Origin of the sequence: Streptomyces sp. NPDC004667, from assembly GCF_040609475.1 — a bacterium.
In the GTDB taxonomy this organism is placed as follows: domain Bacteria; phylum Actinomycetota; class Actinomycetes; order Streptomycetales; family Streptomycetaceae; genus Streptomyces.
The window spans coordinates 17,000-38,964 of sequence record NZ_JBEXKC010000008.1; the positions used below are offsets into that span (position 1 = coordinate 17,000).

Annotated in this window: 29 protein-coding genes and 1 tRNA gene; 22 read left to right on the plus strand and 8 right to left on the minus strand. The window is 72.1% G+C overall.

The features are described from left to right. The gene (locus ABZW32_RS06480; RefSeq protein WP_356211991.1) at positions 1 to 450 is read left to right on the plus strand and encodes a molybdopterin-dependent oxidoreductase; all 450 of its coding nucleotides are present in this window, start codon (positions 1 to 3) and stop codon (positions 448 to 450) included. 16 nt (positions 451 to 466) lie between these two features. Here the strand turns inward: ABZW32_RS06480 and ABZW32_RS06485 are convergent, their stop codons facing one another. Beyond that, a complete protein-coding gene (locus ABZW32_RS06485) occupies positions 467 to 1,537 on the minus strand; it encodes a serine hydrolase domain-containing protein (protein WP_356211993.1) in 1,071 nt (356 codons plus the stop codon). A gap of 112 nt (positions 1,538 to 1,649) precedes the next feature. Here ABZW32_RS06485 and ABZW32_RS06490 point away from each other — a divergent pair, with 112 nt between their 5' ends. Next, positions 1,650 to 1,931, plus strand: coding sequence for a hypothetical protein (locus ABZW32_RS06490; RefSeq protein ID WP_356211996.1), 282 nt, complete (start codon positions 1,650 to 1,652; stop codon positions 1,929 to 1,931). Here ABZW32_RS06490 and ABZW32_RS06495 read toward each other — a convergent pair whose 3' ends face one another. Together ABZW32_RS06495 and ABZW32_RS06500 are read right to left on the minus strand one after the other, a co-directional pair. Beyond that, positions 1,932 to 2,351 carry a TOBE domain-containing protein gene (locus ABZW32_RS06495; RefSeq protein ID WP_356211999.1) on the minus strand — a complete coding sequence of 140 codons (420 nt, stop codon included), beginning with the start codon at positions 2,349 to 2,351 and terminating at the stop codon, positions 1,932 to 1,934. A gap of 141 nt (positions 2,352 to 2,492) precedes the next feature. After that, a complete protein-coding gene (locus ABZW32_RS06500) occupies positions 2,493 to 2,630 on the minus strand; it encodes a DUF397 domain-containing protein (protein ID WP_356212300.1) in 138 nt (45 codons plus the stop codon). Between the two features lie 83 nt (positions 2,631 to 2,713). Here ABZW32_RS06500 and ABZW32_RS06505 point away from each other — a divergent pair, with 83 nt between their 5' ends. The 4 genes from ABZW32_RS06505 to ABZW32_RS06520 all read left to right on the plus strand — a co-directional run bounded on the left by ABZW32_RS06505 (position 2,714) and on the right by ABZW32_RS06520 (position 5,819). Then, positions 2,714 to 2,980, plus strand: coding sequence for an ATP-binding protein (locus tag ABZW32_RS06505; protein ID WP_356212302.1), 267 nt, complete (start codon positions 2,714 to 2,716; stop codon positions 2,978 to 2,980). Between the two features lie 101 nt (positions 2,981 to 3,081). Further along, positions 3,082 to 3,795, plus strand: a complete 714-nt coding sequence (locus ABZW32_RS06510; protein WP_356212002.1) for a hypothetical protein — start codon at positions 3,082 to 3,084, stop codon at positions 3,793 to 3,795. A 271-nt stretch (positions 3,796 to 4,066) separates the two neighbouring features. Beyond that, a complete protein-coding gene (locus ABZW32_RS06515; protein WP_356212005.1) occupies positions 4,067 to 5,059 on the plus strand; it encodes a helix-turn-helix domain-containing protein in 993 nt (330 codons plus the stop codon). Positions 5,060 to 5,072: 13 nt separating this feature from the next. Further along, positions 5,073 to 5,819 (plus strand): hypothetical protein, encoded by a 747-nt coding sequence (locus ABZW32_RS06520; protein WP_356212008.1) that lies wholly within the window; start codon positions 5,073 to 5,075, stop codon positions 5,817 to 5,819. A gap of 37 nt (positions 5,820 to 5,856) precedes the next feature. Here ABZW32_RS06520 and ABZW32_RS06525 read toward each other — a convergent pair whose 3' ends face one another. Then, positions 5,857 to 6,681, minus strand: coding sequence for a VOC family protein (locus ABZW32_RS06525; RefSeq protein ID WP_356212011.1), 825 nt, complete (start codon positions 6,679 to 6,681; stop codon positions 5,857 to 5,859). 130 nt (positions 6,682 to 6,811) lie between these two features. On the opposite strand from ABZW32_RS06525, the gene ABZW32_RS06530 reads away from it, so the two are divergent. Further along, positions 6,812 to 7,396 carry an HhH-GPD-type base excision DNA repair protein gene (locus ABZW32_RS06530; RefSeq protein ID WP_356212014.1) on the plus strand — a complete coding sequence of 195 codons (585 nt, stop codon included), beginning with the start codon at positions 6,812 to 6,814 and terminating at the stop codon, positions 7,394 to 7,396. A 137-nt stretch (positions 7,397 to 7,533) separates the two neighbouring features. After that, on the plus strand, positions 7,534 to 8,007 hold the full coding sequence (locus ABZW32_RS06535; RefSeq protein ID WP_356212017.1) for a cupin domain-containing protein: 474 nt from the start codon (positions 7,534 to 7,536) through the stop codon (positions 8,005 to 8,007). Here ABZW32_RS06535 and opcA read toward each other — a convergent pair. Both opcA and ABZW32_RS06545 read right to left on the minus strand, forming a co-directional pair. Continuing rightward, positions 7,956 to 8,888 carry a glucose-6-phosphate dehydrogenase assembly protein OpcA gene (gene opcA / locus ABZW32_RS06540; RefSeq protein ID WP_356212020.1) on the minus strand — a complete coding sequence of 311 codons (933 nt, stop codon included), beginning with the start codon at positions 8,886 to 8,888 and terminating at the stop codon, positions 7,956 to 7,958. The two genes, ABZW32_RS06535 and opcA, sit on opposite strands and share 52 nt — an antisense overlap. 125 nt (positions 8,889 to 9,013) lie before the next feature. Next, positions 9,014 to 10,585 (minus strand): helicase HerA-like domain-containing protein, encoded by a 1,572-nt coding sequence (locus tag ABZW32_RS06545; protein WP_356212023.1) that lies wholly within the window; start codon positions 10,583 to 10,585, stop codon positions 9,014 to 9,016. 88 nt (positions 10,586 to 10,673) lie between these two features. Between ABZW32_RS06545 and ABZW32_RS06550 the strand changes: the two genes are divergently transcribed. Both ABZW32_RS06550 and ABZW32_RS06555 read left to right on the plus strand, forming a co-directional pair. Then, the gene (locus ABZW32_RS06550; RefSeq protein ID WP_030010424.1) at positions 10,674 to 10,970 is read left to right on the plus strand and encodes a type II toxin-antitoxin system VapB family antitoxin; all 297 of its coding nucleotides are present in this window, start codon (positions 10,674 to 10,676) and stop codon (positions 10,968 to 10,970) included. Between the two features lie 79 nt (positions 10,971 to 11,049). Further along, complete coding sequence (locus tag ABZW32_RS06555; RefSeq protein WP_356212026.1) at positions 11,050 to 11,724, plus strand: LytR C-terminal domain-containing protein; 675 nt, start codon at positions 11,050 to 11,052, stop codon at positions 11,722 to 11,724. Positions 11,725 to 11,815: 91 nt separating this feature from the next. On the opposite strand, the gene upp is transcribed toward ABZW32_RS06555, so the two are convergent. After that, positions 11,816 to 12,451: a uracil phosphoribosyltransferase gene (gene upp / locus ABZW32_RS06560; protein WP_007265356.1), complete on the minus strand. Its 636-nt coding sequence runs from the start codon at positions 12,449 to 12,451 to the stop codon at positions 11,816 to 11,818. A 243-nt stretch (positions 12,452 to 12,694) separates the two neighbouring features. Between upp and ABZW32_RS06565 the strand changes: the two genes are divergently transcribed. From ABZW32_RS06565 to ABZW32_RS06610, 10 genes are all read left to right on the plus strand, one after another. Beyond that, entirely contained in the window at positions 12,695 to 13,711 is a 1,017-nt protein-coding gene (locus ABZW32_RS06565; protein ID WP_356212028.1) for a universal stress protein, read from the plus strand. Between the two features lie 117 nt (positions 13,712 to 13,828). Then, positions 13,829 to 14,056, plus strand: a complete 228-nt coding sequence (locus tag ABZW32_RS06570; protein WP_356212031.1) for a hypothetical protein — start codon at positions 13,829 to 13,831, stop codon at positions 14,054 to 14,056. Between the two features lie 195 nt (positions 14,057 to 14,251). Beyond that, complete coding sequence (locus tag ABZW32_RS06575; protein ID WP_356212034.1) at positions 14,252 to 14,800, plus strand: hypothetical protein; 549 nt, start codon at positions 14,252 to 14,254, stop codon at positions 14,798 to 14,800. Between the two features lie 62 nt (positions 14,801 to 14,862). Continuing rightward, positions 14,863 to 15,291: a tRNA adenosine(34) deaminase TadA gene (tadA, locus tag ABZW32_RS06580; protein WP_051840298.1), complete on the plus strand. Its 429-nt coding sequence runs from the start codon at positions 14,863 to 14,865 to the stop codon at positions 15,289 to 15,291. Positions 15,292 to 15,361: 70 nt separating this feature from the next. Continuing rightward, positions 15,362 to 15,446: transfer RNA gene (locus tag ABZW32_RS06585), tRNA-Ser, on the plus strand. 86 nt (positions 15,447 to 15,532) lie between these two features. Next, positions 15,533 to 15,823 carry a hypothetical protein gene (locus ABZW32_RS06590; RefSeq protein WP_356212037.1) on the plus strand — a complete coding sequence of 97 codons (291 nt, stop codon included), beginning with the start codon at positions 15,533 to 15,535 and terminating at the stop codon, positions 15,821 to 15,823. A 408-nt stretch (positions 15,824 to 16,231) separates the two neighbouring features. Beyond that, entirely contained in the window at positions 16,232 to 16,393 is a 162-nt protein-coding gene (locus ABZW32_RS06595; protein ID WP_356212040.1) for a hypothetical protein, read from the plus strand. A gap of 207 nt (positions 16,394 to 16,600) precedes the next feature. Then, on the plus strand, positions 16,601 to 17,488 hold the full coding sequence (locus ABZW32_RS06600; RefSeq protein WP_356212042.1) for an RNA polymerase sigma factor SigF: 888 nt from the start codon (positions 16,601 to 16,603) through the stop codon (positions 17,486 to 17,488). Positions 17,489 to 17,721: 233 nt separating this feature from the next. After that, positions 17,722 to 18,570 (plus strand): RNA polymerase sigma factor SigF, encoded by an 849-nt coding sequence (locus ABZW32_RS06605; RefSeq protein WP_266840480.1) that lies wholly within the window; start codon positions 17,722 to 17,724, stop codon positions 18,568 to 18,570. Between the two features lie 73 nt (positions 18,571 to 18,643). Further along, on the plus strand, positions 18,644 to 19,504 hold the full coding sequence (locus ABZW32_RS06610; protein WP_356212045.1) for a hypothetical protein: 861 nt from the start codon (positions 18,644 to 18,646) through the stop codon (positions 19,502 to 19,504). Here the strand turns inward: ABZW32_RS06610 and ABZW32_RS06615 are convergent. Then, complete coding sequence (locus tag ABZW32_RS06615) at positions 19,501 to 19,728, minus strand: hypothetical protein (protein ID WP_280919504.1); 228 nt, start codon at positions 19,726 to 19,728, stop codon at positions 19,501 to 19,503. The genes ABZW32_RS06610 and ABZW32_RS06615 overlap by 4 nt on opposite strands. Positions 19,729 to 19,831: 103 nt before the next feature. On the opposite strand from ABZW32_RS06615, the gene ABZW32_RS06620 reads away from it, so the two are divergent. Next, the gene (locus ABZW32_RS06620) at positions 19,832 to 20,281 is read left to right on the plus strand and encodes a MarR family winged helix-turn-helix transcriptional regulator (RefSeq protein WP_356212047.1); all 450 of its coding nucleotides are present in this window, start codon (positions 19,832 to 19,834) and stop codon (positions 20,279 to 20,281) included. A gap of 13 nt (positions 20,282 to 20,294) precedes the next feature. After that, positions 20,295 to 21,941 (plus strand): MDR family MFS transporter, encoded by a 1,647-nt coding sequence (locus tag ABZW32_RS06625; protein WP_356212050.1) that lies wholly within the window; start codon positions 20,295 to 20,297, stop codon positions 21,939 to 21,941. Positions 21,942 to 21,965: the final 24 nt, after the last annotated feature.

Genomic DNA, 21,965 nt, shown 5'->3' on the forward strand with positions numbered 1-21,965 from the left:
ATGGCCACACTCCTGCTGCACGGCGACCTCGACCATCCGGCGACCCTGAGCGTCCCCGACCTGCGGGCCTGGCCGCAGCACCGGGCGGAGGTCACGTTCGACTGTGCGACCAACGGCCCGCAGCACCACGTCTTCGAGGGAGCGCTGCTGCGGGACGTGATCTCGGGCGCGGGCCCCGTCTTCGACGCCCGGCGCCGCAAGGACCGCAGCCGCTACCTCCTCGCCGTCAGCGGCGGCGACGGCCACCACACCGTCCTGTCCTGGGCGGAGCTGGACGACGACTTCTGCGGCAGCCCCGTCCTGCTGGCCACCCGCCTCGACGGCGCGGAGCTCGACGGGCCGGGCAGCCAGCTGGTGGTCCCCTCCGACCGCTGCGGCGCCCGCTACGTCAGCGCCGTCACCCACGTCTGGTTCGGCACCCTGAGCGTCCCGGCGCTCGTGGGGGTCTGAGCCCCGGCGCCCCGGCTCAGGCCCCGACCCCGGCCCTGACCGCGTCGGCGAGCAACTGGGTCGTGTCGTTGTCCGGGCCGACCAGCCGGGTGCGGGTGAGGGCGAAGGACAGCCCCCGCGCCCGGTCGGCGAAGGCGACGGACCCGCCGCTGCCGTGGTGCCCGAAGGCGGTCACCTCCCCGCCCATCGGCGGCATGCCGAGGAAGTAGCCGAGCCCCTTGGCGTGCCGCCGCAGCAGCATCCGGTCCGTCCCCTCCACCGCCACCGCGGCGGCCGCCTCCACCCCGGCCGGGGAGAGCAGCCGTACGCCGTCCACCTCGCCCAGCAGCGCCGCGTACATCCGGGCGGCGGCGCGGGCGGTGAGCGTCGCGCAGGCGGGCAGGTCGGCCAGCAGGTAGGCGCGCCGGTCGGCGAGGGAGGCGGTGGTCCACAGGCCCCGGTTCGGGGCGACGAGACGGGTGAAGGGCGCGCCGTGCGGGAGCCCCGCCAGGTTGGCCTCCCAGCCGCCCTCCACCAGCGGCTCGACCCGGGGCAGTGCGGTCTCCGGCAGCCCGAAGTACAGCTCGTCGGCGATCCCGAGCGGCTCGGCGACGTACTCCCGCAGGGCCTCGCCGGGGGTGAGTCCGGTGACCCGGCGGACGGTCTCCCCGAGGATCCAGCCGTACGTCCAGCCGTGGTACCCGCTGTCCGTCCCCGGCTCCCAGAGCGGGCGCGCCGAGGCGACGACCCCGCACATGGTGTCCCAGTCGCACAGCTCGTCCCGGGTCAGGCCGCGGGGCAGCTGCGGGACGGCCGAGGTGTGCGTGAGCGCGTGCCGGACGGTGATGCCCGCCTTGCCGTGCGCCCCGAACTCCGGCCAGTAGCGGGCGATCGGGGCGTCGTGGTCGATCAGCCCGCGCTCCGCGAGCACGTGCACCAGGGTCGCCGTACAGCCCTTGCCGACGGAGAAGGAGTGGATCAGCGCCCCGGACCCGGCAACGCCCGCGTACGCCTCCACCACCGGCCGGCCGAGCCGGTACGCGGCCACCTGGAGCCCGCTCTCGGCGCCGGTCGCGACGAGCCGGTCGAGCGTCCCCTGAAGATCCACGCGCCCCTCCTTCACCACCGCACGCCGTATCACCGACCGTGACCCATCTCTACCCTCGGTGACGGAAGTCGATCACTCCCGGCACGGAAGAGGCAGTCGAATGGTGCAAGGCATGGTGAAGGTCCTCGGGGCGTGCGCGGCGGCGGCGATGCTGGCGCTCACCACCCCCGGCACGGCGCAGGCGGCCCAGGGGGTCCTGTTCATCGACCGCGCAGCGCACGAGAACCCCTCGGGCTGCTACCCGCTGGGCGACTTCGTCCCGTCGGAGGTCGCGAACTTCACCGACGAGGTCGCCTTCGTCTGGTCGGGCCCGAACTGCGACGGACGCGTCACCCACCCGGTCCTCCCGGGCCAGGTCACCGTGGCACGCGGCCGGAGCGTCTTCATCCAGTGATCAGGCGGCCTGGAGGGACACCTCGGTCGACTTGATCAGCGCGACGACGGAGGAACCGGCGGCCAGGCCGAGGGCCTCGACGGCGTCGGCGGTGATCGCGGCGGTCAGCCCGCCGCCGTGCACGTCGACCTTGACGGAGGCCATGGCCGGCCCGGCGGCGATGTCGACGACGGTCCCGGCGATCTGGTTCCGGATGGACAGCCCCTCGACGGGCCCGGTCGCCAGGGCCACTTCGGTGGCCTTGACCAGCGCCTTGACGGAGGAACCGGCGGCGAGGCCGAGGTCCTTGACGGCGTCGAGGGTGATGGCGGCGGTGATGTCCTGACCGCCCTCCAGCCGGACCTTGACCGTCGCCATCGCCTCACCGGCGGTGACGGCGGTGACGGTTCCGGCGATCTGGTTGCGGATGCTCAGGTTCATGGGCGGTTCGACCTCTTAGGTGGGCGCGGCGCGCGGCCCGGGTGGAACCGCACGGGATCGACGCTATGCGGCTTCGCCCTGACTTTTATTCAGCCCCTCGCATCCGCGAACCAGAACCACCCACACGGCTGGTTCCTGCGGTTATCCCAGGTCAGAGGCATACGAAACGAAGCCGGCCCAGGCGGTGCCGCTGACCGCGAACTGCGGACCGGGGATGCTTTTGGAGTCCCGGACGTGAACGGTGCCGGGGGTGGTGGCCACCTCGACGCAGTCGGTGATGTCGCTGCCGTTGGTGTAGCTGCTCTTGAACCAGTGCCCGCCTCGCCCGGCTGCTCGTCGTCGAGCAACTCCGGTCCTGGGGGCTGCCCTTCGAGGACGTCGCCCAGGTCGTCGCCGAGCTCTGCGCCAACGCCGTCACGCACGGCCGGGTCCCCGGGCGGGACTTCCGGCTGGAACTCAGCGTCATCGACGGGGGCCGCGTACGGGTCGAGGTGCACGACAGCCGGGGCGACGAGCCGCCCGGCGAGCCCCGGTACGGGCTGGCCATCGTCGATGCCCTCTCCGACCGCTGGGGCAGCTCCCAGGGGCCCGTCCCACGGAAGTCCGTATGGGCCGAACTCGGGCGGTGACACCGGGTCGTTGGCCCTGACGGCGGCCCCGGGACGCCTCAGGGTCGGGCGGGGGACTTCCCCGGTGCCGCCACACCGCACCCGGCGGCACCGTATGGGGCATGCAGACGACCACGCTCCGCCGCGCAGCCGCCGCCCTCGCCCTCACCGCCGCCCTCGCCGGCCTGGCGGTGGCCCCCGCCCTCGCCGCCGAGACGCCCTCCTACGACTTCACCGACTGCCCGGCCATCCCGGCCGGGGTCGATGCCACGCAGTGGAAGTGCGAGGTGCTCACCGCCACCGGGTCGCTGCGCCTCGGCAGCCGGGACGTTCCCGAGCTGGCCCCGATGACCATCACCCACGCCGAGGGCCCGCTGCCCGACGGTACGAACGGCCAGGTGTGGGGCGCCCTGCGCGGCGGCCCGACGGCCGTCCCCGGCGGGCTCCTCGGCCACGGGCACCTCCCGCTCTCCCTCCAGCCGGAGTACGGCGGCCGGTCCGACTTCTACTCGGTCGGCGACAGCATGGGCCTGTTCACCCTGCGCTACCGCGCCGTGAGCCCCCTGCTGCCCCCGGGCTGCGTCATCGGCGGCGGCGAGGCGCCGATCGAGATCCGCCTCAAGCGGGTGGGCAAGTCCGAGTGGATCTCCAAGAACCCTCCGGTCATCAAGTTCGCCGCGACCGACACCGCCTTCACCGCCCCGGCCGCCACCGGCTGCGGCCCGCTGACCCGCCTCGTGAACGACCGCCTCGGCCTGCCCGCGCAGTCGGGCAACGCGATCACCCTGTCCGCCCTCTACACCTTCAAGACCTACGACCAGCTCCCGCCGCGCTGAGCCCGCACGCCGAAGTCCGTTCCTCCACGACCCGGTTCGGCCGTACGTTTCTTTTGCTTCGCAGTACCGGGGAAATAACCGTGCCCAACCCCACCAGCCTCCCCGTGGAGGCGCCCTCACTCACACGGGTGAACAACTCCAACTCAGCTGGATCTGGGGCCGGTTGCCTGGCATATGCTCGCCCCGACAAGCCCCACAAATGAGACGGCCCCCGTCGGGACGGCAATCCCGGCCGAGGGCCTGACCAACAAGGAAGTCACAACACTTCCCCATGGCTCTTCAGCAGATTAGCGCGCACCAGCGCCCGCCGTACGGCGTTCATCACTCGAACGTCCGGCACACGACCCGGTACACCGTCGTCGGCAACCACCTGATCCAGAATCCGAAGATCAGCCTCACCGCCAGGGGCCTGGGCGCGTACATCCAGTCGCTGCCGCCCGGAACGCCCATCGGCATCAAGGAACTGGCCAGGCGGGTCCCCGAGGGCGAGATCCGGATCGCCTCCGCGCTCCGCGAACTGGAGTCCCACGGCTACTTGAAGCGGGTCCGGGAGCAACTTCCCGACGGCCGCTTCGTCACCCGAACGATTTCCTACAACCACCCCAAGGCGTCCGTCACCGCACCAACTCCCCCTCCCCCTCCGCCCCCGGACCCGGAACCAGAGCCCGCCCCGATGCCCGAGGCGGAGCCTGTACCCGAACCGGAGCCAGCGCCCGCCCCGATGCCCGAGGCCGAGCCTGGATCCGAACCGGAGCCAGCGCCCGAACCGGAGCCGCAGCACGCCGAACCACCGCCCGTACCCGCCCCGGAGCCGGACACCGAGCCGGAGCCGGAGCCTCCCTCCTCCCGGCGCCGGGCGGCCATGACCCTGCTCGCCCGGCTGCGCCGCGTCGACCACCGCCTGCTCCTCGGACAGCGGGACATCGAGCGCCTCGCGGACGGCGTCGAGGTCTGGCTGGAGCGGGGCGGGAGCATGGACGGGATCACCGCCGCGCTGACGGCCCGGATCCCCCACCCGCTCATCAACCCGGCCGGACTGATCGCCCACCGCCTCAAAGCGCAGCTCCCCCCACTGCTGGAAGCGGAGTCCAGACGGGCAGCCCCCGTACGCGTCCATCCCATGCAGAACTGCACGCTCTGCGACCACGGCTTCCGCGGCCCGGCCCCCGGCATCTGCCGGGACTGCTCCGAGGATCCATCGCCGCCCGGGGGAGGGGACTCCGCGATACCGGTCGTGTGCGAGGGTGGGCCACCACGCATCTGAGGGGGGACGGACCGTGCGCACACGTCATGTCGTGGGGGCGGTGGCGGTGGCCGCCCTGGCGGTACTCGGCACGTCGGCCTGCTCCGCCGGATCACAGGCCGGATCGAAGGCCGGCCCGTCGCCGTCCGCACCGTCCTCGGCCGTGCCGTCGGCCTCCGCGTCCCCGCGGGACCGGCTGCGCGACGGGCTGCTGACCCAGGCCCGACTGCCGCAGGGCTTCCGGCTGCTGACCGAGGAGGTCAACTCGACGACGACCGGCGCGCCCCACGCCCCCGCCGCCACCGTCCCGATCGCGTCGATGCCGTGCTCCGAACTCGGCGTCGACTCCTTCATGACGGCTCACGCCCGCCCCCTGGAGGACGTGGCGGTCGGGCTGGAGCAGGTACCCGACGACGACGGCTGGTTCGGCCAGGAGGCCCTCGACCGGTACGCACCCGGCCGGGCGGCCGAGGTCATGGCCGACATACGCGGCGCCGCGCAGCGCTGCCCCTCCTACGCCACCGCCCTCGGCAGCGGTACCACCACGCAGGAGACCGTGTCGGTGACGGGAGCGGACGTCCCGGCGGACGACGGCCTGGTGCTCCGGATCTCGTCCACCCTGCCCGACGATCCCGACCCGTACGTCAGCGAGCGGGCGTTCGTCCGCGAGGGCGACGTGATCCTCATGGTGCAGAAGACGATCGCGCAGAAGCCGCGGTCCGGGGTGGAGGCCGTCCTCCCGGCCGCCGTGGCCGCGTACCGCGCGGCCACGGCGAGCTGACCGGGCCCGGTCGGACCCCGGCCCGGTCGGACCCGGATCAGCCGAACTTCGGCATCTCCCCGGACGTCGTCGTCATGTCGATCACCGCGAACGCCGCGCCCTGCGGGTCCGTGACGGCCGCGAAGCGGCCGAAGGGGCTGTCCATCGGCCCGAAGTGCAGTCTCCCGCCCCGCGCCTGGGTCTTCGCGACGGCCTCGTCGCAATCCGGGACGCCGAAGTAGACCTGGATGTAGGACGGGATCTCCGGCGGGAACTCGTCACCCATCTTCATCCGGCCCAGCACCGGGTTCTCCTTGCCGCCCAGGCTGAAGATCTTGAAGTCCATCCCGGCCGCGTTCGGATCGTCGCAGTCCTCACCGCCCGACTCCATCTGCTGGGACTCGTACGGGAAGACCTTCTCCAGGAACCCGTCCGCCTTGCCCGGCTCCCGGCTGAAGACCTCCGCCCAGGCGTACGCACCGGCCTCGCCGAGCTTCTCGAAACCCTTGTGCTCACCCGGCTGCCAGACGCCGAAGACGGCGCCGCTCGGCTCCTTGGCGATCGCCATCGTGCCGAAGGTGCCGACCTGCATCGGCTCCATCACCAGCTCGCCGCCCGCCGACTTGATCTTCTCGGCCGTGGCGGCCGCGTCCGGCGAGGCGAAGTAAAGACACCACTGCGAGGAGGCCTCGCCCCCCGGCATCGGCGGTACGACGGCCGCGACCGCCTTCCCTCCCGAATAGGCCTGCGTGTAGTTGCCGTACTCACTGCTGGCATCGCCGAAGGTCCAGCCCAGCACGTCGGCGTAGAACTCCTTCGCACCCTCCACGTCGGTGAACATCGCGTCCACCCAGCACGGGGCGCCCTCAGGGAAATCGGACATGGTCGATCGACTCCTGTGTCGTACTTCGTCGACTACGTATCCACTGCCTGTCGCATCCCACGCTAGGCGGGGGGTCTGACAACCGCGCGCCGACCGCGCGCGGGGGCCCGGGGCGGGGGAGGCTGGAGCCATGGACGACATCACCATCCGGCTCGCGCAGCAGCCCGAGGCCGACGCCCTCCTCTCACGGAGCCCGCTCGCCGCGCTCGTCGGGATGCTGCTGGACCAGCAGGTGCCGATGGAGTGGGCGTTCTCGGGGCCCTACACGATCGCGCAGCGGCTCGGCGCAGACGACCTCGACGCGGACGCCATCGCCGCCATGGACCCCGAGGCCTTCGCGGCACTGCTGTCGCAGAAGCCCGCCGTGCACCGGTACCCGGGGTCCATGGCGAAGCGGATCCAGCAGCTGTGCGCGTACCTGGTGGAGCACTACGGCGGGGACGCGGAGGCCGTCTGGCGGGACGCGGCGAGCGGCGCCGAGCTGCTGGGGCGGCTGAAGGCGCTGCCGGGGTTCGGGGAGCAGAAGGCGAAGATCTTCCTCGCGCTGCTGGGCAAGCGGCTGGGCGTCCGGCCCAAGGGCTGGCGGGAGGCCGCCGGGGACTACGGGCCGGCGAACGTGTACCGCTCCGCGGCGGACATCACGGGGCCGGAGTCGCTGGCGAAGGTCCGGGAGTACAAGCAGGCGCGGAAGGCCGCCGCCAAGGACACCGCGTAGCAGCGGCGACGGGTCCCCGGCCGGGGCCGCACGGGGACGGACCGGTTGAAGCGGGCGGACCGGTTGAAGGGGGCGGGAGTTGACAGACTGCGATCATGACCCCGCCCCGGGGTAGCGGCCCCGCGTAGGCTCGCGAGATGACCGACAACCTGACCCGCGCCGCCACCGCCGAGATCATTTCCGACGGCCCCGGCAGCCTGATCACGCTGCTCACCGACACCGACGAGCTCACCTGCAACACCGCGAGCTTCGAGGTGGGCGCGGCCGGTGCCCCGGTGCACTTCCACACCAAGGCCACGGAGTTCTTCCACGTCACCGACGGACAGCTCGACGTCCTCGTGGGCGACGAGGTCCACACCCTGTCCAAGGGCGACTTCATCACCATCGCCCCCGGCGTGAAGCACGCCTTCGCCCCGGCCGCCGGCAAGACGGCCGAGGTCTTCGTCGGCTTCACGCCCGGCATGGGGCGCTTCGACTACTACCGGCTCCTGGGCCGGGTCCGGGCGGGCGAGGCCACCGTGCAGGACATCATCGACAGCCAGCCCACCTACGACAACCACTACGCGGAGAGCGAGGCCTGGGCCGGCCGCACCCGCAGCGCCGAGGCGTAGACCTCGTCGGCGCCGAGCCAGCGCAGCTCCTCCGCGAGCAGCTCGGCGCTGCTGCGGATCTTCAGGGCGACCTTCCGGTCCGGCCACCCCGGCAGCACCAGCTGCGCCAGGACCCCGGCCGGCCGGTCGACCCGTACCTCCCCGGCGGTCGTCTCCAGCCGGACCCGGGTGATGACCGGCCCACCGGTGGCGACCCGCTGCACGGGCACCCCCAGCCGGTCCTCCAGCCAGCGCGCCAGCAGCTCGGCGCTCGCGTTGTCGGCCTCGCTCTCCACGGCCGCGCCCGTCACCGGGAGCGCCTTCTGGTCGAAGGAGGACGCCAGCAGCGAGCGCCACGGCGTGAGCCGGGTCCAGGCCAGATCGGTGTCCCCGGGGGCGTACGAGGCGGCGCGGCCGGCCAGTACGCCGACCGGGTCGGCAGCCGCCTGGGAGTCGGTGATGCGGCGCTGCGCCAGGCGGCCCAGATCGTCGCGGGCGGGGTCGGCGGGGGCCTCGGCGGGCCACCACGCCACCACGGGCGCGTCCGGCACCAGCAGCGGCAGCACGACCGAGCCCGCCTGCGAGGTGAGGTCGCCGTGCAGGCGCAGCAGCACGATCTCCCCGGACCCGGCGTCCGAGCCGACGCGCAACTCGGCGTCGAGGCGGGTCCGGTGCCGCCACTGCGGGCCGCGCGAGGTCCGCTTGATCACGGCGATGATCCGGCAGGGGTGCTCGCGGGAGGCTTCGGAGGCCGCGCGCACGGCGTCGTAGGCGTTCTCCTCGTCGGTGACCACGAGGAGCGTCAGGACCAGCCCCATCGTGGGACTGCCGATGGCTCGGCGTGCGGCGAGCATCGCTCGGGCGATCTTGCTGGACGTGGTGTCGGTCAGTTCGGTCCGCATGCCCCGAGTCTGTCAGCGCCGGGCGGGCGTCCGGCACCCGGTTCGCTCGATTACGCCTGGACCCGCGCCCGGAGCCGCTCCTTGAGCCGCTCCTTGAGCCGCGACCGCAGCCACGCCCGGCCCGGTCAGCGGCGCCGCTTGGCCGTGCCGAAGAGGGAGCGGGAGATCTCCCGGCCCAGCTGGGTTCCGACCGAGCGGGCCAGCGAGCGGAACAGTCCGCTCCCCACCACCTGTTGGGCCAGCGAGGGCTCCGGTTTCGGGGCGTCGCGGGCGGCCTTCGCCGCCTCCTTGGCCTGCTTCTCGGCCTCCGCCGCCGCGGCGGCCTCCTCGGCCGCGGCCTCGGCGGCCGCCTGTTCGGCGCTGATCTTCTCGTAGGCCGATTCGCGGTCGACCGGCTCCGCGTAACGCGAGTACAGCAGGGAGGACTTCACCGCCTGCTCCAGGGCCGCCGGATCGATCGGTCCCATCAGCGACCGCGGGGCGCGCAGCCTGGTCGCGGCCACCGGCGTCGGGGCGCCGTTCTCGCTGAGCACCGTGATGACGGCCTCGCCGGTGCCCAGCCCGGTGAGCAGCTCCTCCAGGTCGTAGGCGGAGCGCGGGAAGGTCTTCACGGTGGCCTTGAGGGCCTTGGCGTCGTCGGGGGTGAAGGCGCGCAGGGCGTGCTGCACCCGGTTGCCGAGCTGCGCCAGCACGTCCGCCGGTACGTCCTTGGGGGTCTGGGTCACGAAGAACACGCCGATGCCCTTGGAGCGGATCAGGCGCACGGTCTGGGTGATGGACTCCAGGAAGGCCTTGGACGCGCCGTTGAACAGCAGGTGCGCCTCGTCGAAGAAGAAGACCAGCTTGGGCCGCTCCACGTCGCCGACCTCCGGCAGGTCGGCGTAGAGGTCGGCCAGCAGCCACATCAGGAAGGTGGAGAACAGCTGCGGTTTGTCCTGCACCGCCGGGAGTTCCAGTACGGAGACCACCCCGCGGCCGTCCGCGGAGGTGCGCAGGAACTCGCTCGTGTCGAACTCGGGCTCGCCGAAGAACTCGGTGGCGCCCTGCTGCTCGAAGGCGGTCAGGACCCGCAGGATCACCCCGGCCGTCACCGTGGACAGTCCGCCGATTCCCTTGAGTTCGGGTTTTCCCTGGTCGGAGACGAGGAAGGCGACCACGGCACGGAGGTCCTTGAGGTCGATGAGCTCCAGTCCCTTGCTGTCGGCGTAGTGGAAGATCAGGCCGAGGGACTGTTCCTGCGTCTGGTTGAGCTGGAGCACCTTGGAGAGCAGCACCGGGCCGAAGGCCGTCACGGTCGCCCGGACGGGGATGCCGGTGCCGATCCCGCCCAGCGCGTAGAACTCACTGGGGCAGCCGGTGGCCTCCCACTCCTGGCCGACCTCGGCGGCCCGCTCCCGGACCCGGTCGTTCTCCGTGCCGGGCGCCGAGATGCCCGAGACGTCCCCCTTGATGTCGGCGAGGAAGACGGGCACTCCGTTCGCGGAGAGCTGTTCGGCGATCAGCTGGAGGGTCTTGGTCTTGCCGGTGCCGGTGGCTCCGGCGACGAGGCCGTGCCGGTTGAGCATCGACAGCGGGATGCGGATCTGCCGGTCGGGCAGGCAGCTGCCGTCCCAGAGCAGGGCGCCGAGTTCGAGCGCGGGGCCGGTGAAGGCGTAGCCGGCGGCGATCTGAACGGCGGGGTCGGTGCTCTGACTCATGCATCACTCCCGAAATAGCCCTGTCCGCCACTTTTGCACCGACGGAGCGAGGCTGCGCCCGGAGGCGCGGGCCCGGTAGGCTTTCCGTGTGATCTTCAAGCGCATCGGAAGCGGGCGGCCGTACCCCGACCACGGCAGGGAAACCACCCGGCAGTGGGCGGACGTCGCCCCGCGCCCGGTCCGGCTCGACCAGCTCGTGACGACCAAGGGGCAGCTGGACCTCGAAACGCTGCTCGCCGAGGACTCCACCTTCTACGGCGACCTCTTCGCGCACGTCGTGAAGTGGCGGGGCGACCTCTACCTGGAGGACGGACTGCACCGCGCCGTGCGCGCGGCGCTCCAGCAGCGTCAGGTGCTGCACGCACGCGTCCTGGAAATGGACTGATTGCGCCTTTCGGGTCAGCCTTACCCGATCAACAGATCATTTAGTAGGCATCGTTCCGGTACGGCACTACGCTGCGCCCATGAGCATGCTCACTCCCCCCGGCATGGGCGGAAAGTACCGCATCACGGGAGCTGCCTACCCCCGCATGAGCCGTCCCCGGCGACGCCGCAAGGTCGTGCTCGCCCTGCTCGGATCGGTCCTCGCGCTGGCCCTGCTCGGTTACGGGGCACTGCAGCTCATCGACGTGTTCCGAGGCGACGGCGGCAAGCGGAGCGCGGCGGCCGGCAAGGACTGCCCCACGGCGTCCGCCACCCCCGTCAAGGCTGCCAAGGCCGGTAACACCGGTCCCGGCGCGGCCCCCTCGGCCACCCCCGCGGTCGCACTCCCCCAGCCCGGCCAGATCAAGGTCAACATCTACAACGCGACCCCGCGCGCGGGGCTCGCCAAGGCGGTCCGCGACGAGCTGGAGAAACGCGGCTTCGCCATCGGCCAGGTCGGCAACGCCCCCGCCGACTTCGACAAGAAGGTCCCCGGCGCCGGGATACTGGTCGGCTCCCCCCGGACCGACAAGGCGGCGTACTCCGTCCTCGCCGCCCAGCTCACCGGGGTCACCACCCAGACCGACACCCGCGAGGGCGCGGACATCGACCTGATCCTGGGCGACTCCTTCAAGGAGCTCACCCCGAAGGCCGACGCGGACAAGGCACTGGCCGCCCTGGCAAACCCGGCGCCCGCACCCGCCGGGAAGTGCTGAGGCGGGCGGCCCGCACCCGCCGGAAAATGCCGGGGCGGGCGGTCCGGACCCACCGGCCGCCCGCCCGCCCCGCCCGAACAACGCGTGCGGACTACTCCGCCGAGCCGTACATGCGGTCGCCCGCGTCCCCCAGGCCCGGCACGATGTAGCCGTGCTCGTTGAGCCGCTCGTCCACGGCGGCCGTCACCACCGTCACCGGCGTGCCCGCGAGCTCGCGCTCCATGACCTCGACGCCCTCGGGCGCGGCCAGCAGCACCACGGCGGTCACGTCGTCGGCGCCGCGCTTGATGAGCTCCTGGATCGCGGCGACCAGCGTGCCGCCGGTGGCCAGCATCGGGTCGACCACGTAGACCTGGCGCCCGGAGAGGTCCTCGGGCATGCGCGTCGCGTACGTGGAGGCCTCCAGGGTCTCCTCGTTGCGGACCATGCCCAGGAAGCCCACCTCGGCGGTCGGCAGCAGCCGCACCATGCCGTCCAGCATGCCGAGACCGGCGCGCAGGATCGGCACGACCAGCGGACGCGGGTACGACAGCTTGACGCCGGTGGTCGGACCGACCGGGGTCTCGATGTCCGACTGCTCCGTGCGCACGTCACGGGTGGCCTCGTACGCGAGGAGCGTCACCAGCTCGTCGGCGAGCCGACGGAAGGTGGGGGAGTCGGTGCGCTTGTCGCGCAGCGTGGTGAGTTTGTGCGCCACCAAGGGGTGATCGACGACCTGCAAACGCACAACATCCTCCAAGACTCAGCCGGGCTTCGACCTGCGATCTGCGACCTGCGACCCTGCTACCTGCGAAAACGGCCGCCTGTTCGCGACCCACTGGCAAAAGGCTACGCGTTGGGAGGACCCCCGCGCGTCCCCGCGCGTCTCCGACCGCGTGCCCGACCGCGTCCCCGACCGCGCCCGCGCCCGGTACCGGCGGCCGTCGCGGCCCGACGTGCGGCGCGCCGCGTCGCCCAGCACCCTTGACTGGTGAGCAACCCACCGGTGATCGCGGCCGTCGACGGATCCGACCACAGCCTGCGGGCCCTGGAGTGGGCCCGCGGGGCCGCCCTGTGCCGCGGCACCGGTCTGCTGGTCGCCCATGTACTGCCCGACGTCTCCCAGTTGTATGCGGGCCGCCGCTCCTCCCTGCGCGACCCGAACCAGCCGGAGCGGTTCGCCGACCCCGTGGGCGACTACGTCCGCGGCGTCCTGGAGACCGCCCCCGAGCTGCCCCGGGAGGTCCGCTACGAGGCCCTGGAGGGCTCCGTGCCGGAAGCCCTGCGGGTCATCGCCGCCGAAGCCGCGCCGACGATGCTGGTGATGGGCTCCCGCGGGCGCGGCGGGTTCGCCACCCTGCTGCTCGGCTCCACCAGCAGGGCCGTCGCCACCACGGCGACCTGCCCCGTCGTGGTCGTCCCGCACGCGGACCGCGACGCGCCCCCGGCCGGCGCGCACGCCGACGGCCCTCCCGCCGACGGCTCGCACGGCACCGGCCCGCACGGCTCCGACCCGTACGGCGCCGGGGCCTCCGCCGGCCGGGTGGTGCTCGGGCTGCACGCCGCGGAGACGCCCGAGGACGTACTGCACTTCGCGTTCGCCGAGGCCGCCGCGCGGGGGACCACCGTCCAGGTGGTCTCCGCGTACGCCGTCCCGCCCGGACCGAACCTGGTGATCGACAGTCCCTTCCAGGTGATCCCGCCCGAGGCGCTCGCCGACGACGGCGACGCCGTACCCGCCGAACGGGAGATGCTGCGCTCCCAGACGCAGCGCCTCGCCCCGCTGCGCGACCGCTATCCGGACGTGCCCGTCGAACAGGCCGCGGTGCCCGGGGACGCCGCCGGACGGCTGGTGGAGGCGTCCCGGACGGCGGCCCTGGTCGTGGTGGGCCGCCACCACCCGCGCCGGCGGTCGCTGCTGATGGGATCCGTGGCGCACGCGGTCCTCCACCACGCCCACGGACCCGTGGCCGTCGTCCCGGCCCTCCACCCCGACGAGTCCGCCTGACCTGGGCCGATCTGGCGAGGGGTGGCATCAAACGCGCCGACCGGGGGAAGGTGGGAGCGGGGGGACTGCTTCGCGCCGGCGGAGGAGGACGACCGGACCAGCCGTGGGTGGTGGCCGATGCCCGACACGCAGACGAACGACACCGACGCGAGCGACGGGAGCACCGCTAGGGACGGCAGCGAGCCGTACGAGGCCCCGGAGACGGCGGCGCAGCGCAGGGCGCGGCGCGCCCAGTTCCTGCGCGACCTGAACGAGGCACGGGAACTCCGCGACCGGGTCCAGCCGCGGCGCGCCCGTGCGGCCCGGATGCGCCAGCAGATGCGGATGCGCACATTCCGTTGGTGAGCGGCCGGACGGCCGTCACCGCGACCGGCGCCGCGACACGGCCGCCGCGCCGAAGACCTCTCGCAAAGCCGCTGTTTCTGCCACGATGCCGATTGGGCGGGGTGCGGACCGGCGAGCGTGACGGCCGTTGCGGACCCCAACCTCCGGCCGGGGGGACCTCCAACCGGCACGCCTATGACCAGTGGGAGAGTCACGGTGTATTTCGCCGCACTGCTCGCGCGCACCGAAGACGGGTGGGAAGCGAGCGACCTGGAACTCGACGACGTCGAGTCCCTCAGTGATCTGATCGATCTCGCCCGTTCCGCCGCTGTCGACGACGACACGGTGGTCGCCCTCATCGAGCAGGAGGACGCCTGGTTCGGCGTCGTCCGCGTGGACGGGGAGGAGGACCCCCGGTACTACGTGTCGAACGCCTCCGCCGCCGACCGCAGCTCCTACGGCTCGATGCTGACCAAGGAGCTGCTGGGCAACGACGAGGACGACGACGACCTCGACGAACTGGACCTGGACGGTACCGAGGACGGCGAGGACGAACCGATCGCCGCGTTCACGGACGAGGACGACGACGCGGACGACGAGGTGGGATCCGGCGCCGAGCCGGTCCCGGCCGGTCCGCTCGGCGACCCCCGGCTGCTGGACGACCTCGGGGTCGGCCACAAGGAACTGATGTCCCTCGACGGAGACGCCCTCTCGGAGATCGCCGATGCCCTCGGCGCCACCGAGGTACTGGAGGCCGTCCGCTAGTGATCACCGTGCACGACACCCCGTACGACCCCGATCCCGTCCGGGATCCCTGGCGCGACCCCATGCGCCTGGCGATGGCGGAGGCCGCCCTGGCGGTACCGGCCGGCGACGTGCCGGTCGGTGCCGTCGTGCTCGGCCCGGCCGGGGAGCTCCTCGCCTCCGGCCACAACGAGCGGGAGGCCACGGGCGACCCCACGGCGCACGCCGAGGTACTGGCGCTGCGCCGGGCGGCCGCCCGGCTCGGGGAATGGCGGCTGCCCGGGTGCACCCTCGTGGTGACCCTGGAGCCGTGCGTGATGTGCGCGGGGGCGCTCGTGCAGGCGCGGGTGGCCCGGGTCGTCTACGGCGCGGGGGACGAGAAGGCGGGCGCGGCGGGGTCGCTCTGGGACCTCGTGCGCGACCGCAGGCTCAACCACCGTCCCGAGGTGATCCGCGGGGTGCTGGAGCAGGAGTGCGCGCGGCAGCTGACGGAGTTCTTCCGCGAGCTGTGAGGGGACGGTGAGGAGGGCCACTCGGGTCCGAGTTGCAAAGCACTCCCCGCCATCGGCTAGGATCTATCTCGGTAGTGTGTCCGAGTGGCCGAAGGAGCTCGCCTCGAAAGCGAGTATGGGGCAACCCATCGGGGGTTCAAATCCCTCCACTACCGCACTTGACGAGAGCCCCGGTTCGTACGAACCGGGGCTCTCGCGCATGCCCGCCGTGACCGGCCGACCGCTCGGCCGTTGTCACGGCATGAACAAGACCCAGCGCATCCTCGCCGCCATCGCCCTCGCGGGGGCCGCCGCGGGCCTCGCCGCACCCGCCGCCTCCGCCGCGGGCCTCGCCCCCCTCACCCTCCCGGACCTGCCGACGGCCACCCCGGACATGCCGGCGGGCGCCCAGCCGCGCTCGGTCCAGGAGATCGGCTCGAAGCTCAGCGCGGGGGCCAACCAGCTCAACCAGCTGATGGAGCTGCCGAACCAGCTCGCGCCCGTGATCGCACCCGTCCAGCCGATCGCGGACCTCGCCGGCGGCCTCGAATAGCCGCACCCGGACGCCGCGACGGCTCGGCGCACGGCCCACGGCCCATGGCCCACGGCGCACGCGAAGAAGGCCCCGGCCGGAGCCGGGACCTTCGACGTGGGAACGGGGGAAGTGGCATCGGGGGGACAAGCCACTTCCCCCGATGAGGACGGGACCTGCCAGTCCGTGCCGCGGTCAGGGGGGAAGCTCGCGGCTCGGACCCCGCAGTGAGGTCCTGTCCCTCGCCCACCGATTTCCTGCCAGAACCGGTGGGCTCTCCTCAATCCTGCGCCTCGCGCAACCCGGTGCGCGGCGGCAAAGGGCCCGTTCCACCGGGTCATTGGTCCTTAAAGGACAGGTGAGTGCCACAACTTGACCGGTTAGACTCCACCGACTTTGCAGTACCGGTTGGGGAGGCCGACACCGTTCATGGACACCAAGAAGCTCATCACGGGCGTCCTCACCGTGTTCGTACTCTTCGTGATCATCACCCAGCCGAAGCGGGCTGCCGAGATGGTGGGAATCGGTTTCCAGGGCCTGTCGGACGCGGCCTCCGGCATCGGCGAGTTCATCACCGAACTGGTGAACTGAACCCGTACGCTGAAGCGGTTTCCGGACTTCCCGGCCCCCCACTCCGACGGGTGGGGGGTCTTTTGCATTCCCACCATTCGAACACAATGCCCCGATATGCCCAACTTGCCCTCAACACGGCGATATACGGTGCTTGCGCACAGTGCACCTGTCTTGTGATGCTATGACCGCTTTTGACGGATAGTTGACCGAAAGGGTGGCGTGACCGTGCCGGCCAGTACTGCGCCTCAGGTGCCACCCCAGCAGGACCCCCAGGTGCCCCACCCGCAGGAGCCCCGCGCGGAGCCGCACGAGGAACCCCCCTCCCCTCCCGTCGCCCCGCGGCCGCAGAGCCGGGGGGCCGACACCCGGGCCCTCACCCAGGTCCTCTTCGGGCAGCTGAAGGGCCTCCAGCCGGGCACCAGGGAGCACGAGCGGGTGCGCGGGGCCCTGATCGAGGCGAACCTCCCGCTCGTCCGTTACGCGGCCGCCCGCTTCCGCAGCCGCAACGAGCCGATGGAGGACGTGGTCCAGGTCGGCACCATCGGCCTGATCAACGCGATCGACCGGTTCGACCCGGAGCGCGGGGTCCAGTTCCCCACCTTCGCCATGCCCACGGTGGTCGGCGAGATCAAACGGTACTTCCGGGACAACGTCCGCACCGTCCACGTCCCGCGCCGCCTCCACGAGCTGTGGGTACAGGTCAACGCCGCCACCGAGGACCTCACCACCCTCCACGGCCGGACCCCGACCACCCCGGAGATCGCCGAGCGGCTGCGGATCAGCGAGGACGAGGTGCTGTCCTGCATCGAGGCCGGCCGCAGCTACCACGCGACCTCGCTCGAAGCCGCCCAGGAGGGCGACGGGATGCCCGGCCTGCTCGACCGGCTCGGCTACGAGGACCCGGAGCTGGCCGGGGTCGAACACCGCGACCTCGTACGCCACCTGCTCGTACAACTCCCCGAGCGCGAGCAGCGGATCCTGCTCCTGCGGTACTACAACAACCTCACGCAGTCGCAGATCAGCGCCGAGCTGGGGGTCTCCCAGATGCACGTGTCGCGGCTGCTCGCGAGGAGCTTCGCCCGTCTGAGATCCGCAAACAGGATCGAGGCTTAACCGGATCGGGTGGAGGCGTTCCAGCGTTTCCCTACAGAACCGGCTCATTCCGCTCGGTCGGTGGTCTGTCGCTGGAGATACTTGTCGACATGACGCTACAGCGTGTTGCCGACATGTGACATTCTGCTGGAACCGCGTTTGCCGCAGCCCCGCCTCCGGTATTCAGGTGGAGGCTGCGTTCCTCCGACGGGCGCGCAGAGAAGCGCGACCGTCCGCGACCTCAAGGGGGTGGCATGTCCGTAGACCAGGGCAGCTCCAAGGTGCTCACGCTCGTCAAGCGTGAGGTGCCGGCAGCACCCGCGGCACACAACCGCTCGGAAGCCATCGACACCCGGACCCTCTCCCGCTCCCTCTTCCAGCGACTGGCCGCACTGGACGCGGACAGCCCCGAACGGGCGTACGTACGCGACACCCTGATCGAGCTGAACCTGCCTCTGGTGCGCTACGCGGCGGCCCGGTTCCGCAGCCGCAACGAGCCGATGGAGGACATCGTCCAGGTCGGCACCATCGGCCTGATCAAGGCGATCGACCGGTTCGACTGCGAACGCGGCGTGGAGTTCCCGACGTTCGCCATGCCGACCGTCGTGGGCGAGATCAAACGATTCTTTCGAGACACTTCCTGGTCCGTCCGCGTCCCGCGCCGGCTCCAGGAGCTGCGCCTGGCGCTGACCAAGGCCAGCGACGAGCTCGCCCAGAAGCTGGACCGGTCCCCGACCGTGCCGGAACTGGCGGCCGTGCTCGGCGTCTCCGAGGAGGACGTCGTCGACGGCCTCGCCGTCGGCAACGCCTACACCGCCTCGTCGCTCGACTCGCCCTCCCCCGAGGACGAGGGCGGCGAGGGCTCGCTCGCGGACCGCCTCGGGTACGAGGACACCGCGCTCGAAGGGGTCGAGTACCGGGAGTCGCTCAAGCCGCTGCTCGCCAAACTCCCGCCCAGGGAGCGGCAGATCATCATGCTGCGCTTCTTCGCGAACATGACCCAGTCGCAGATCGGCGAGGAGGTCGGCATCTCCCAGATGCACGTCTCCCGGCTGCTGACGCGGACGCTCGCGCAGCTGCGCGTGGGCCTGATCGGGGAGTGATCCGGGGCGGCGCCGGGCACTGAGCGCAGGTCGCGGGGTTCACATTTGACGTTCCGTCAGGAAAACTGGCGCGATGCGAACGGGATCCCGCACGGCGCTCGCCCTCGCCCTGTGCGCCTCGGCCGCCACCGCCCTCGCGGGCTGCGGCGGCCCGGCACGGGACGGCTACGTCGCCCTGGGCGCCGCCGCCCCCGGCCCCGAGCGCGGCGCGGGAGAGAACGTGGCACCCCGGGGCGGGGTCGAGTTCCAGGCCCTGCCGCCCGGCGCCGGGTCCTCCGTTACGTCGCCCGGCCCGTCCGGGGACCGGCCCGGCGGGAGCTCCGCCCCGGGCGGAGCGACGGCCACGCCCCCCGGAGGCTCCGCCGACGGCCCCGGCATCCCGCCCGGCGCGGGCACCCCGACCGTCCCGGACCCCTCCGGGGGCGCGGGCACGAGCGGCACCGGCACGGGCGGCACTCCGGGGTCGGGGTCCACGGGCGGCTCGGGCTCAGGCGGCTCGGGCTCCACGGGCGGCTCGGGCGGCTCGGGGTCCACGGGCGGCTCGGGCGGCAGTCCGACCCCACCCGCCCCTCCCGGCACGAAGCCCGGTACGCCGCCGCCACCGACCCCGTCACCGCCGCCGGCCACCCCGGCCCGGCTCACCCTGAGCGCCCCGGCCCGCGCGGCCGCGTCCGAGCGCTGGTGCGAGCGCGTCACGGTGACCTTCACCAATACCGGTTCCACCGCGGCCCGTTCGGGAACGGTCACCTTCGCGACGCACGTCATCGGCGCGCTCGGCATCGACTGGGCCACCGTCACGACCAGCCAGCCGCTGCCCGCCCCCATCGCGGGCGGCACGTCGAAGACGCAGACCTACACGGTCTGCGTGGAGTCCTGGCGGGTCCCCCTGGGCATGCACGTGGACACCCGGAACGTCACCGCCACGTACGGCTAGCCGAAGGCCTGCCACAGGGCCACGCCGACCACGACCAGCAGGCCGAGGCCGACGGCCAGCCACAGGCCCGTCTTGGAGCCGGACTCCTTCGGACGCCGGCGCGCGCCCGGCACGGACGGGGTTCGGGCCGGCTCGGCCTCCTCCACGAACGCGCGGAACATCTGGGTGCTGCCCGCGGGGTCGTAGGCGCCCTCGGGGTCAGGTGAGTTGTGGTTCGCAGCCATGACCCAGGACCCTAACGGGTTTTCCGATTCCTTTACCGCCGCACCCCCCATTTTCATTTGCCTGTAGCAACCATTCGATTCTATGGTTGCCTGAAGCAACGACATGAGGGGCGGTCCCGTGACCACGCACGCGGCGCAGATCACCACCCGGTACGAGGAGCTGGCCCGCCAGCTCACCGGCATCGGAGCGGTCCGCCGCGACCTGGCCCGGATCCTGCCCCCGGACTGCCCGCCCGGCGCCGCCGCCGTCCTCACCGTGCTCGACCGGCACGGCGAGATGCGGCTCAGCCGGCTCACCGAGTACATGGCCGTCGACATCTCCGTGTCGAGCCGCCACGTCGCCCACCTGGCGGCCCGCGGCTGGATCGAGCGGGAGACCGACCCGGGCGACGGCCGCTGCCGGATCCTGCGCCTCACCGCCGCGGGCCGCGCCGTGCTCGGCGAGCTCGGCACCCGCTACACGGACGCGCTGGAGAAGGCCCTCGCCGACTGGTCGTCCGAAGACATCGACACGCTCAACACCCTGCTGGCCCGACTCCGATCGAGCTTCTAGACAAAGGAAACCCATGGCTACGACCACACCCCACGGTGTGCGGGGAGGCGGCCGGTCGGAGACCACGTCCGACGGCGCACCCATGACCCACGCCCAGATCATGAAGGCGCTGTCCGGGCTCATGCTCGGCATGTTCGTGGCGATCCTGTCCTCCACGATCGTCTCCAACGCCCTGCCCAAGATCATCAGCGATCTCGGCGGCACCCAGTCCTCCTACACCTGGGTCGTGACCGCCGCGCTGCTGTCGATGACGGCCGCGACCCCCCTGTGGGGCAAGCTCTCCGACCTCTTCAGCAAGAAGCTGCTCGTCCAGATATCCCTGGTCATCTACGTCCTCGGCTCCGTCGTGGCGGGCCTGTCCCAGAACACCGGCATGCTCATCGCCTGCCGCGTGGTCCAGGGCATCGGCGTCGGCGGCCTCTCCGCCCTCGCCCAGATCGTGATGGCCGCGATGATCTCCCCGCGCGAGCGCGGCCGCTACAGCGGCTACCTCGGCGCGGTCTTCGCCGTCGGCACCGTCGGCGGCCCGCTCCTCGGCGGCGTCATCACCGACACCGACTGGCTCGGCTGGCGCTGGTGCTTCTACGTCGGCGTGCCCTTCGCGGTCATCGCCCTGATCGTGCTCCAGCGGACCCTGCACCTCCCGGTGGTCCGCCGCGAGGTCAAGGTGGACTGGCTGGGCGCCACCCTCATCAGCGCCGCCGTGTCCCTGCTGCTGATCTGGGTCACCCAGGCCGGCACCTCGTACGACTGGATCTCCTGGCAGACCTGGGCGATGACCGGCGGCGCCGTGGCGCTGGGCCTGCTCTTCGTCCTCGTCGAGTCCCGCGCGAGCGACCCGATCATCCCGCTGCGCCTCTTCCGCAACAAGACCATCAGCCTGGCCGCGGCCGCCTCGCTCTTCGTCGGCATCGCGATGTTCTCCGGCACGGTCTTCTTCAGCCAGTACTTCCAGCTGGCCCGGGGCGAGTCCCCCACCATGTCGGGCATCCTGACCATCCCGATGATCGGCGGCCTCTTCGTCTCCTCGACCGTCTCCGGCCAGATCATCACCAAGACCGGCAGGTGGAAGGCCTGGCTGGTCTCCGGCGGCGTGCTGCTGAGCGCCGGCCTCGGTCTGCTGGGCACCCTGCGCTACGACACCGCCTACTGGCACATCGCGATCTTCATGGCGCTGACCGGCCTCGGCCTCGGCATGATGATGCAGAACCTGGTCCTCGCCACCCAGAACCAGGTGGCCCCCGAGGACCTCGGCTCCGCCAGCTCGGTCGTCACCTTCTTCCGCTCGCTCGGTGGCGCCGTGGGCGTCTCGGCGCTCGGCGCGGTCATGGCCAACCGGGTCACCCACTACGTCAAGGAGGGCCTGGCCGAGCTCGGCCCGAAGGCCGCCGCCCTGGGCCACGGCGGCACCGGCGGGGGCGGGATCCCCGACCTCGACAAGCTGCCCGCGCCGTTCCGCACGGTCATCGAGTCCGCGTACGGGCACGGCGTCGGCGACGTCTTCCTCTACGCCGCCCCGTTCGCCCTGCTCGCCCTGGTGCTGGTGGTCTTCATCAAGGAGGTCGCGCTGAAGTCGAGGCCGGCCGCCCACGCCCCCGCCGCCGAGGGCTCCGCAGAGGGCTCCACCGAGGTCCCGGCCCAGGCCGCGGCCCGGCAGTAACCGCGAAGGGAGGCGCGGACGGGG